This is a genomic window from Prolixibacter denitrificans (genome assembly GCF_003014495.1).
Taxonomy (GTDB): domain Bacteria; phylum Bacteroidota; class Bacteroidia; order Bacteroidales; family Prolixibacteraceae; genus Prolixibacter; species Prolixibacter denitrificans.
Genome location: NZ_PYGC01000008.1, coordinates 105,314 through 117,331 on the forward strand (window position 1 = coordinate 105,314; position 12,018 = coordinate 117,331).

Consider the following 12,018-nt stretch of genomic DNA (forward strand, 5'->3'; position numbering starts at 1 on the left):
AGTTCTATGAAAAATAATAAATCAAATTTAGCAGTACTTCCTGTCCTATTCGGGTTTTTCATAATGGGATTCGCTGATGTGGTAGGTATTTCAACCAGCTATGTAAAACAAGATTTTCATTTAAGCGATTCGCTGGCGAACCTTCTTCCCATGATGGTTTTCCTGTGGTTTGCTGTTTTTTCCGTTCCTACTGGTTTATTGATGAATTCAATAGGAAGAAAGAAGACGGTTTTACTTAGTCTGGCTATCACGTTTATTGCTTTAATCATTCCACTTATTGCCTATCGATTCTCCATAATACTGTTTGCATTTGCGTTATTGGGAATCGGTAATACGATTACCCAGGTTTCACTGAATCCGTTGCTAACCAATGTGGTGAGCAATGAGAAGCTTACGAGTAGTCTCACTTTAGGCCAGTTTGTAAAAGCAATAGCTTCTTTCTCGGGCCCAATTATCACTGGCTTGGCATTTGGTAGTTTTGGCAACTGGAAATTAATTTTTCCAATATTTGCTGCGGTCACTTTGATTTCTGGTTTGTGGTTGGTCCTGACGCCGATACCAAAAGAAAAGCAGGAAGTAGCCACCTCCGGATTTGTTGAGAGTTTCAGTTTGTTGAAAGATCCGGTAATTCTAATGCTTTTCATAGGAATCGTTTTGTTAGTGGGGATTGATGTAGGTCTGAATACAGCCTTGCCGAAGTTTCTAATGGAGCGAAGTGATATTCCAATCGAGAAAGCCGGACTTGCTACAAGTCTCTACTTTGCGGCTCGTACGATTGGAACCTTTGTAGGAGCAATTCTGCTAATGAAAGTGTCTGGACGGAAATTTTATATCGGGAGTATGATCTTGGGAACTGTCGCTATGTTCGTGTTACTCATTCTTTCCAATATCTGGGGTATCCTTGTCATGGTATTTCTGTTAGGCCTGGCAATTGCCAACGTGTTTCCGATCATTTTCTCGGCCGCATTAAAGAAAGAGCCACAAAGAGCGAACGAAGTTTCCGGACTATTGATCATGGGGGTTGCCGGTGGAGCCGTTTTACCTCCAATCATGGGGGTTGTAGCTGATTATTCAAGTCAAACAGGAGCGATGTTTGTTCTTCTGTTGGCTTTGATATATCTGCTTTTCAGTGCTTTTAAAATGCAGCGTGATAAATAATAGCTAGTTAGTTTTTCATCGAACGCATTTTCTGAGAAGTAGGACTTGTCTTTTTTTAGCATTTGGGGCAAATTGAAAACGCGCCGCAGCATTTGTCTGTTTGGCGCGTTTTTGTTTTTACCGGTCCAGCCAGTTGCGGAAGAAGCGGGCGCGTTCGCGGCTGACGATGATTTTCTCTTCCGATTCGGGTTTGGTTTTTACGACTAGTTTCCCGTTGAACCAGTTGTTTACCCTGCTCACCGCATCGATGTTGATGATGAATTGCCGGTTAGCCCGGAAAAATTGCTCAGGGTCTAGTTGCTTTTCCAGTTTGTCCAGCGGATGGTCGACTACGTGATTTACTTGCTGAAAAGTGATCGCTGTGGTGGTTTTTTGCGAGCTGTAGAAAAAAGCAATGTCGTTCACATTGATCTTCACAAATCCGTCAGCGGTGGGAACGGCCATCCGGGTACGGTATTTCTTCTGTCCGCTGAGTAGTGCTTCCGCCAGTTCTTTGTAGTCGGAGCCCAGTAGCTCGGTTGCTTTTACCTGTTTTTGCATGGCATCCAGCTTCTCGATGCTCTTTTCGAGCATGGCCGGCTCAATGGGTTTCAGCAGGTAGTCAACGCTGTTGACCCGGAACGCCTGAATGGCGTATTCATCGTAAGAGGTAACGAAGATGACAAAGGATTGTGGCTGAATCGCGTCAAATATCTCGAAACAGATGCCGTCGGAGAGTTGAATATCGGAGAAAATGAGGTCGGGATTGGGATGCGTTTTTAGCCAATCAACCGAATCGCGTACGCTGTCCAGACAGGCAAGAATTTGCCAGTCGGGCCTGATGTTGCTGATCAAATCAGTCATCATCCGCTGCGTGGGTAATTCATCTTCAATAATCAAGACATTCATGACCTTGCAAATTTAATCGAGAAGCGGGATTTGCACAGTGAATTCCGTCTCCGTTTCCGTTATTTTAATGGTTTTCCCGGACAATAGCCGGTAGCGGTCCGACAGGTTATTCAGGCCCGTACCCGAACTGAATGTTGTTGTTTTCTCCTGCCGGTTATTCCGAACCTCCAGTGTCATTGTTGCAGCATCAGTTTTGAGCCAAATGTGTAACGGCTCTTTTTCGGTTGCCCGGTTATGTTTGATGGCGTTTTCCACCAGAATCTGTAAAGTCAATGGAGGAATACGCGATTTGAGCAGTTCCGGTTCCACCTGATTGTCCAGTGAAATAGCTTCTCCTAACCGTATTTTATGTAGGAAGATGAATTTTTCGGTAAACTGAAGTTCCTTTTCCAGCGAAACCGTTTCATCGTCGCGGCGTTGCAGTACATAACGGTATACATCGGCCATTTTCCGGGCAAACTCCTGCGCTTTATCCGGGTTATATTGAATCTCCGAAATCAGTACACTCAGGCTGTTAAACAGGAAGTGCGGGTTCATCTGGTTCTGGAGGACACGGTATTCCGATTTCAGCTTCTCCTGTTTTAGTTTTTCATTTTCTATCAACGAATTCCGCCAGTTAGAGAAAAAGCTTCGTAGGAATAAAATGCTATTGAAAATGAGTACGAAAATAGCACCGAAAACATAGGTCAGGATGATTCCACGGAAGTGCACTCCCGGATCGCAGGTGTCTTTTGGAATAGCTTGGAATAAGGCAATACCAACGATGGCGGTCCACAATAAACTTAGCGAAACCTGCTTGAAAACCCGTGGCACAATACGGAAGAACCAGGGCGTTTTCTTGTCCAAATACCGGTTGATCTGGATATTTCCTTCACTCAATAAGTTGAATCCGATAATGGCCAGAATATACGGATACGAATCGTTGAGCGGGTTTTGCGTGGGAGTTAAAATGAAATTGACAAACTGAAGGGTCAGGAGGGCCAACAGGGACACGATGCCCAGACGGATTAGTGTGAAGCGAAATTTGTTCGACATGATGCCTTCCTTTTTATCTCCTATCCCGAAATATAGCATAATTCTTTACATCACTAAAATGATTGGATACGATTCCCTCCAGCCTGACAATTTCTCATCTCAGGTTACAAAAATCTACTCTTTCTTTTTGGCTGTATCATTTGCCGGTACCAGTTTGCCAATGGTTTTCAGGTACTGCGTAACGCTCAGTTTTACATTCGATTTGGCATCGATATTATCGCTTAAGGCCTTTTCCCATTGCGCTTGTCCTTCGAGGTAATTGGCCAGTGTTTCCATGCCCACTTCGTAATTGTCCTTGCTCTCTTTCAGGTTCTCTTTGGCTTGTTCCAGTGCCTTTTCAGTGAGGTTTAGACGTGTCAATGCATCTTTCAGATTGAACCGGGCTTTCGCAATTTGGAGTGTCATCTTTTCGGTGACGTCCTGCAGATCGGTTTTTTGCATTTCCTGCTCGGCCTCTGCTGCCTTAATTTTGTTGCGTCCTTCGCCCCAGTTGAAAATAGGGATCTTAAGCGAAGCCATGGCCGTGAAAGCGGTACCGGCATAGGTTGAGCCGTTTATTTTCGGACCCTCCAGGTAATTGTAGCCCGCCGAGGCGCCCAGCTGCGGGAGAAAATCAGCACGCGTCAGACCGACTTGTTGCTGTTTCAGTTCCACCTGCTTCTTCACGATCTGCCAGGCGGGGCGGTTTTGCGGATTCTCATCTTCCGGGTTGGTGGAGGGAATAACTCCGATAGTCAGACTGTCGGCTGCTGTCACGGAAGTATTCAATGGCAAACCAATGATGCGGCAAAGGTTCATGCGCGCCAGTTCCCGGCCGTTTTCTGCTTTCTGAACCATCAGTACCGCTTCGTTTCGTTTTACTTCGGCTTTCAACAAGTCGTTGCGTGAACTCATTCCGGTATCGTAACTGTTTTGCAAGATTTTGACCAGTTCGTCGAGCATCTTTTTGTACTCTTTGGCGGCCTTCACCTTATCCTTCAGCGTGAGATAGGTCCAGTAAGCCTGGTCACTTTCGTAGATGACGTTTGACTGCTGCAACCGGATATTCGCGTCAGCCATTTCTTCTGCCAGACCAGCCATCTCGTTGGCCTTGCGGATTTTCCCTCCCATGTAAATGGGTTGTTCCAGTTTCACACCGGCCAATGCCACGCCTTTGAGACCGATTTCCAGGTTGACGTCGGGCATGAAGGCATACATGTTGAAAACCGGGTTCCCGTCGGACCCCATGACCGGCTGCCCTGTGGACGGATTAACCATCACATTGGGCTGCAATTGCCCGTTGGCATCGGGCGTATAGGTCGGTAGATAGCCGCCGTTGATGGTGTAATCAATGGTCTTGGGCGTATAGAGGAAGGTTCCGGTAGCCGATAATTTCGGGAAATAATTGGCCCGGTAAGCCTTTCTGTCATACGTGGCTTTCTCTTTCTGTGTGTTGGCCTTGCTGATCTGTTTGCTATACTCCAGGGCCATTTCACGGCATTTGTCCCGGTTAAGGGATAGCTGCGCATGAGCAACCGTTGCAGATGCAAGGAATATGAGAATGAATATATGAATTCGTTGTATCATGGTTGATTACTTTTTAGATGCTTCCCGTTTGGGATGATGAATCTTAAAGAAAAGTGAATAGAGCACCGGTATAAAAATCAATGTGATGAGTGTTCCCACCAGCAATCCGGCCATGATGGTGACTGCCAACGAGCCGAACATATCATCGGGTAGGAGCGGAATCATACCCAGAATGGTGGTTAAGGAGGCCATCATAACCGGACGAAGCCTGGAAGCTGATGAATCGATGATCGCCTGATAGCGGTCTTTTCCCGATTCGATTTGCAGGCCTATCTCCTCAATGAGCACCACACCGTTTTTAATCATCATCCCTATCAATCCCAACGCACCGACGATGGCAACAAAGCCAAATTCTTTTCCTGAAAGGAGCATACCAGAAACAATCCCAATGGTAGCCAACGGCAGACTGAGCAGGATAATGGCTGGTTTTTTGAAATCTCTGAACAGGGCAATCAGGATACCAATCATCAGGATAATCGCCATGGGCAGGTGCATGAATAGGTATTTCTGAGATTCGCTGCTGGCCTCATATTCCCCTTGCCATTTCAGGTGGTAGCCTTCGGGCAGCTTGATGGCTTCGATTTTACCTTTGATATTTTGGCGCACCTCTTCCGGCGAATGTCCGGGTACGTTATTGCATTGTGCCTTGATAGCCCGCTCGCCATTGTGTCTTCGAACGACCGGTTCTTCCCACTGTGGAGAAATCCCTTTGGTCGCCTGGTTGAGTGGTTTGCTACCCAGTGCTTTCTCCAGCAGGTCGGCTTTCGTTGTCTGACCGGTCAACAAGCCCCGCAGCTCCTGCGGACTGATATTCCCGGTCGTAGGAGTCAGGCTCCAAACCGGAATATTATCAAGTTTCTGAACTGGTTTTCCTTCCGCATTTGTGCTTTTCAGGTAGATGGGAAGCGTGTGCGTTCCTTCGTGATAATTTCCGACCGGCAAACCATCAGTTGCAGCGAGCAGTGCCAGGCTGACATCGCTTCGGGATAAACCTGCCTGACGGGCCAGCGGCTGATAATAATCGACCTTCAGGTACGGTGTTTCCGGCTCCCAATTGTTGGTCACCAGCGTAGCCGTTGGTTCTGCTTTCATGATATCTTCCGCTTTCTTCGCCAGCTTTTTCAAAACAGCCGGGTCCGGACCGGTGAACAGCGCTTCAATTGGAAATTCCTTGTACATCAGGTTGTACCGCTTCATGCGGACGTAAGCCTGAGGATAATGTGCTGTCAGATATTTCTGCAACGTATCCATCTTCTCTTTCAGCACATCAGGGCTGGTGAAATCGACGATGAGCTCTCCGTAATTCTGTGATGGTTGAGCGATGGAGCGGACCAGGTTATAACGGGCAGGTGTTCCACCCAAACTGGTGGTTACATGCGTTACCTCTGGTTGCTTCATCAGGTACTCTTCCATGCTTTTCAGGTCACTGTTCACCTGCTCGATACGGGTTCCACCATGAGCGCGATATTCGATGTACAACTGGTTGTAGCTCAGGTCGGGGAAGAATCCCTGTTTCACGTACCTATATGAAAATCCGGTGATAAGTAGCAAAACAGCAGTTGCTCCAATGGTCAGTGCACGGTGATACAGCAGGAAGTTCAAAGTCTTCCTGAAAAAGTCATAGATCTTACCTTCATGTGCACCTTTGCCGTTGCTTTTGATTTTCGACTTCTTGAACCGCTTATCAGCGATGATCGGGATATGTGTTAGTGCGAGAACCCAACTCAGCAACAGCGATACAGCCAGTACGATGAACAGGTCGCGGACATATTCACCGGAGGTATCGGGCGACAGGAAGATGGGCAGAAACGCAATGATGGCAATCAGTGTGGCTCCCAGTAAGGGGAGTGCCGTTTTCTTTGCCGTATTTCGCAACGCCTTCGACTTCTTGACGCCGTTTTGCAGGTCTACCAGGATGCCATCAACAATCACAATGGCGTTGTCGACCAGCATTCCCATGGCAACAATCAGCGATGCCAGCGACACACGTTGCAACGTCCCGTTGAAGAAGTTCAGAAACAGGAATGAGCCCAGGATGGTAATGATGAGGCCGCTACCAATTAGGATACCGCTTCGCAGTCCCATGGTAATCATAAGGATGACAATAACGATCAGTACCGATTCGAGCAGGTTGACCATGAAGCCTTTGATGGCATCTTCTACCTTATCGGGCTGGAAGAAAACTTTGTGAAAGCTGATGCCGGCCGGAATGCGTGATTGCTGCAGTTCGGCCAGCTTGGCATCGATTTTTTTTCCAAGACTGATGATATTTCCACCTTTCTCCATCGAAAAGGCGATTCCCAGCGCTTTCTGTCCGTCGTAACGCATCAGTTGCCGGTACGGTTCCTGGTACCCACGGGTCACCGTAGCCACATCTTTCAACCGGATTTGATCGGATTCGTGGCCTTGGATCAGCAGATTTTTAATATCGTCAATACTCTTGTACGTATCATTAACGGCAACCCGGAGGCGTTTGCTTCCGGCATTGAACTCGCCGGCGTAAACAGTTTTATTCTGGCTGTTCAGCGTGTTCAGAATCTCGGCGGGATGAACGCCCAGGTTGGCCATCCGGTTCTCTTTGAACTCTACATTGATACAAGGATTCCGTTCTCCGTAAATTTGTACCCGGCTGACACCCGGAATATCCTGTACCTCGCGTTTTACGAGATCGGCATAGTCCGACATTTTCTCATAGCTGTAGCCATCGGCAGTCATGGCGTAGAACATGCCATACACGTCGCCGAAATCATCAACAACGATGGATTGCTGCGCTTCACTAGGTAGAGAAGCCTGGGCATCGTGGACCTTACGGCGAAGGATATTCCATTTTTCTTCCAGCTCATTTGCTTTTGTCGTGCTTTTCAGCTCGACTTTTATCTCTGAATAGTTGTCCAGCGACCGGGAGTCGATACTTTTGATGTCTCCCATCGAGCGAATGGCCTTCTCCAGTTTATCGGTAACCTGAAGTTCAACTTCATGGGCCGATGCTCCCGGGTAAACGGTTACCACCAGGGCCTGCTTTACTTTGATTTCCGGGTCTTCCAGCTTGCTCATTTTGAAAAATGAGTAAGCCCCTCCGGCAATCAGGACGAAAAGCAGAAAATAAACCAGTGGCTTATTTTTAAATGCGCTTTCAGTCAAATTCATTATAACAGCCCTCCTACATTTGTTTTGCTAACCGGTGCCAATGGTTTTACTTTCTGTCCCTCTTTCAGCGAATGCACGCCAGCTGTGACAATTAATTCACCCGCTTTTAATCCGGAAGAGATCTCCATCGTTCCATTGCTGCGAACAGACTGTGTGGTTACCTCGCGGGGTTCGATCTGATTTGTTTTCGGCGAATAAATCCAGACCATCGATTTTCCATTCCGGTCGAACACTGCGGTTACCGGAACGAATACCAAATCCTGGTTTCCTGTCAGGTAGTTGATGGTTATATTGACATTCATTCCTGCCGCAACGTGAAGGTCTTTGGGCGGTTCCAAACGGAAACGGGCCTGGTACAACTGGTTCATATTCGATTTGGGGACAATCTCCAGCAATTTCAGCGGAATGGGCTGATTGGGATATACATCCACCGTACAGGAAAAGCCGGCAAATTGATTCTGCCGGATATAGTCGGTTGCCGGAATATCGGCATCTACTTCAAAATGTGAGGTGTTGAGGAAGGAAACAATCGGGTATCCGGCGTCGACTGTTTCGTGATTATCGTAGAATTTCTTTTGCACATACCCATCGAAAGGAGCAACGAGCCGTGTATCTTTCAATGCATTGCGATCGGCATTTAGCTTTGCTGTGATTTGTTTTAGACCGGAAATCGCTTTGTCGTAGTCGTTCGGCGTTACACTGTTGCGTTTGTACAACTCCTTCACCCGGTCGGCCTGCGCTTTAACCTGGTCGTACTTGGCCTGGCTGGCCGCCAGCTGAATTTTGTAATCGCGCGGATCGATTTGGGAAATCAGCTGACCTTTCTTCACAAACTGACCTTCCTGAACCGGAAAACGAAGAATCGGTCCGGCAACGCGGAAAGCCAAATTAACTTCGGTGGCCGGTTTGATTTTTCCGGGATATTGAACGGATTGTACTTGCTGGCCCTGCATTACAGTATCTATTTTTACCGTTTGCATGGTTACTTGCTCTGTCTTTTTTTCCTGGCATGCGCTGAAAAACAGGATTATCGCCATCAATAAACCTGTTGTCAGAAATCCTTTCGCTGAGGTTCTCATTGTTATTTCACATTTTGATTTGGTGCAAAATTACGGTGAAGGGAAGAGTGAATGGGAGAAAATGGACCGAACCGTCAATTTGGAGAAATGAACTGAAATATATTTTCCTGAAGCGTCAGATGTTGAAAAAACAAAAAAAATCCCTTGCCATGCTGAATGACAAGGGACTATGCGCTTATTTAATTCAAAGTTTAACGTTTCTTCCAGAAGGAAACTTCCACATCTTTCACTTCGTATTTCCGTTTGGAATAAGGCAATACCGACTGAAGGTGTTCGTCGTCGCCTGCTGGCTCGAAGTGCTCGGAGAGTAGCTGCGTTAAGGCATCGCGGGTCCAAACCGGTTCACCATCTTCGCGGTAGCCACCCAGCCAGTTGTTTTTGTCAGTTCGCTCTTCATCCCAACTATAGGAAGATGCGATAACCAACAGTCCGCCAGCATTCAGTCGGTCGTGTACCTGGTTCAGGAACCTGGCCGGATTGTACATTTCGTCCAGAATGTCGTTCACTAAAATCAAGTCGTAACCTGTGTAAAGGTCTTTCAGATTCGAAGCATCGGCCTGGTAAAAGGCAACTTTCCCGGTTAATGCTTCCATATCCAAATCCTTTAGGTTGATTTGATGGTAGGAAACCAACTCGCCTTCTTCCGGGAAGATGTACTGCATGTTACCGTTTTCCTGAAGTTCGATAGCCAGGCGAATATTCCTTGCGGTGAAATCCAAACCAGTCACTTCGTCGAACGAACGGGCCAATTCCCAGGTTGAACGTCCGGTTTTACACCCCAAATCAAGTGCCCGACCAGTGTTGCCCTGCATTTTTTCGATACATCTTTCGGCAATGACCTTATGGTAGTTCGGAAATCCATGCAAGCCCGGACCGTATTGAGCATGGCTGTAATGGACCACTTCCGGATCGGTTTCGTATACATCACGTTGAATGACGATCGGATTTTCCGATTCCACATAACGGAAGCCGGCATGTTGATAGAAGTGCCTGCGGAAGGCATATCGTGCATCGCGGGTGGCTTCGTTCCCGGTGGAAATCCAGGAACCACCTTTGATAAGGTTGTGTTTTAAATCGAACGTTGGCGTCGAAAAATCGTCGTAAAACGGGTGCACCTTGAAGCCGCCAAAACCGGTAATGGGGGTTTCAGTCCACTGCCAAACATTACCGATAATATCGTAGAAGTCGCCGAATACAAATTCGTTCACAGGGCAAGGACTTTGATAGCGTTCCATGTTGATGTTGCCGGGCGCTTTGTCCCAGTATGGCTGGTCGGGAATTTGTGCCAAATCGTGCAACCGGTACCACTCTTCTTCGGTGGCTAACCGGATGGAACGGCCGGTTACTTCCGATTTCCAGTTGCAAAAGGCTTTCGCCTCCAGGTAGTTGACCTCTACCGGCCATGACCATGGCATGTCGGTTTCGTTGTATACCAGCCGGAGTTTCCAGTCATTGCCGTCTTTTCTCCAGAATAAAGGATGTTCGGCTTCTTTGTAACTCTTCCAGGCCCAGCCTTCTTCGGTCCAGTATTTCTCTTCGTGGTAGCCGCCTGCTTCTATGAACTCGAGAAACTCGCCGTTTGAACAGAGAAACTTCGATGCTTTGAACGGTTTCAGTTCTACTTCGTGTTGACCGTATTCGTTATCCCAGCCATACAAGGGATGCTGGCGGTCTTTCCCCATTTTTACGGTTCCAGCTTCTACTGGGAGTAATGAATTGGCCGGAGCGTCACCATTTTCGGTGGAGAGATTCCAGCCTTCGATTGGTTGAAGGTATTTCAGCGGAAGCTGACGGATAAGTACCGATGAGGTTTCGAGGTGAATTCGTGCGTGCTCAATGCCCATCATGATGACCCAAAACGGGCTTTTCCAGTCGACAGGCATGGAGAGCGGAAGTTCCTTGATCACCTGATCGACGCGGTTGCGAACCTGCTTCCGGTAAGCGCGAACTTCGTCAACCGGAGGCCAGTTGTAATGGTTCATATCCAAATCATCCCACGACATTTCATCGACACCAACAGCAAACATCGATTCGAATTTCGGGTTGATGCGCTCATCGATGATCTTGGATAGGATGAGTTTATTGATGAAAAATACAGCCGTATGACCAAAATAGAAGATCAACGGATGGCGCAGTGGATCAGCCCGCTCGTACAGTGCCGATTCATCAGCAAATACTTCAAAAAGATGTTCATCAATGTCGAATGTCTGGTGAAAATAGGTCAATATCCGTTGCCGCATTTCTTCGGCAGTTCCTGTGTTGAGGATAGGTGTCCGGGTATCGAAAAGTTCTTTTCGGTTGACCGTTACTGTTTTCATGATTTATGGTTCGGTGGTTTCTGTGTTGATAACACGATAGTAGGGGGAAATTGTTTAGATTATCCTCATAAAAAATGTGAAAAAATAACGATTGGTCAGACTTTCTGCAGGTTATTTCACATCTTTCATTAAAAGAACATGCGAACCTCTTTTTTCAATTCTGCCAGTGCGATGGTCACCGGCTGATCGTCCTGCTCCATGTACATCTGGAAAATTTTATTGCTGAGCGAGATGGCCGGCTCATCTTTTTTCACTTCATCAGCGGCCTTGTTGATAAGCATGACCAAAGATTCTTTGGCTCCTCTCAATGCTTCCCACGCCGTAACCGATACATAAATTTGTTGTGACAGATTGTGCTCGTACTCCTGCCTGATTTGTTTGAGTAACTCGTAATGAAACTGAACGGCCGAAGTGTCAGCAGCTAAGGTGCGGTTGAGAAGCGATTGCGGTGAAATTCTTTCCAGGAAGAGCGTCAACCGTTCGTAGGCCTGAAGCCTGACGGGCGTGACTTGTCCCTGGTTTTCGACCCTGAATTCAAATTCCCTTTGCCGCTGACTATTTTCCAGCATATCGCGGAATAAAAAATAGGCGGTGAGGAATACAACCAGGGCCGGTAATGTAATTTTTAGAATTTCATAAAAACTGTTGATATTGCCGTCCATTTGAGAAAATTTTAAATTTTTCGTGACAAAAACTGTTAATCTGTTAAAATATGATGAACTTTTTTGTCAATTGTCCATTTATAAGAGTCGAGGTCCAGTAAAATTTTCTATTTTGTCCTCGGAAACTATAACAATTATAAAGAAATTTACCGAAAATTCACCGGA

General features: G+C 46.9%; 8 protein-coding genes. 1 reads left to right on the plus strand and 7 read right to left on the minus strand.

The window, feature by feature from the left end:
- The first annotated feature begins 6 nt into the window (after window positions 1–6).
- Complete coding sequence (locus tag CLV93_RS14710) at window positions 7–1,158, plus strand: MFS transporter (RefSeq protein WP_106542972.1); 1,152 nt, start codon at window positions 7–9, stop codon at window positions 1,156–1,158.
- A 117-nt stretch (window positions 1,159–1,275) separates the two neighbouring features.
- Here CLV93_RS14710 and CLV93_RS14715 read toward each other — a convergent pair whose 3' ends face one another.
- The 7 genes from CLV93_RS14715 to CLV93_RS14745 form a co-directional block, all read right to left on the minus strand.
- Entirely contained in the window at window positions 1,276–2,046 is a 771-nt protein-coding gene (locus CLV93_RS14715) for a LytR/AlgR family response regulator transcription factor (protein WP_106542973.1), read from the minus strand.
- A 12-nt stretch (window positions 2,047–2,058) separates the two neighbouring features.
- Window positions 2,059–3,081, minus strand: coding sequence for a sensor histidine kinase (locus CLV93_RS14720; protein ID WP_170108968.1), 1,023 nt, complete (start codon window positions 3,079–3,081; stop codon window positions 2,059–2,061).
- 114 nt (window positions 3,082–3,195) lie between these two features.
- Window positions 3,196–4,647, minus strand: a complete 1,452-nt coding sequence (locus CLV93_RS14725) for a TolC family protein (protein ID WP_106542975.1) — start codon at window positions 4,645–4,647, stop codon at window positions 3,196–3,198.
- 6 nt (window positions 4,648–4,653) lie between these two features.
- A complete protein-coding gene (locus CLV93_RS14730) occupies window positions 4,654–7,794 on the minus strand; it encodes an efflux RND transporter permease subunit (protein WP_106542976.1) in 3,141 nt (1,046 codons plus the stop codon).
- The gene (locus CLV93_RS14735) at window positions 7,794–8,873 is read right to left on the minus strand and encodes an efflux RND transporter periplasmic adaptor subunit (protein ID WP_106542977.1); all 1,080 of its coding nucleotides are present in this window, start codon (window positions 8,871–8,873) and stop codon (window positions 7,794–7,796) included. Before CLV93_RS14735 ends, CLV93_RS14730 begins: the two co-directional genes overlap by 1 nt.
- 191 nt (window positions 8,874–9,064) lie before the next feature.
- The gene (gene ovoA / locus CLV93_RS14740; RefSeq protein WP_106542978.1) at window positions 9,065–11,191 is read right to left on the minus strand and encodes a 5-histidylcysteine sulfoxide synthase; all 2,127 of its coding nucleotides are present in this window, start codon (window positions 11,189–11,191) and stop codon (window positions 9,065–9,067) included.
- 128 nt (window positions 11,192–11,319) lie between these two features.
- On the minus strand, window positions 11,320–11,853 hold the full coding sequence (locus tag CLV93_RS14745) for a DUF7935 family protein (protein ID WP_106542979.1): 534 nt from the start codon (window positions 11,851–11,853) through the stop codon (window positions 11,320–11,322).
- Between the last annotated feature and the right edge of the window lie 165 nt (window positions 11,854–12,018).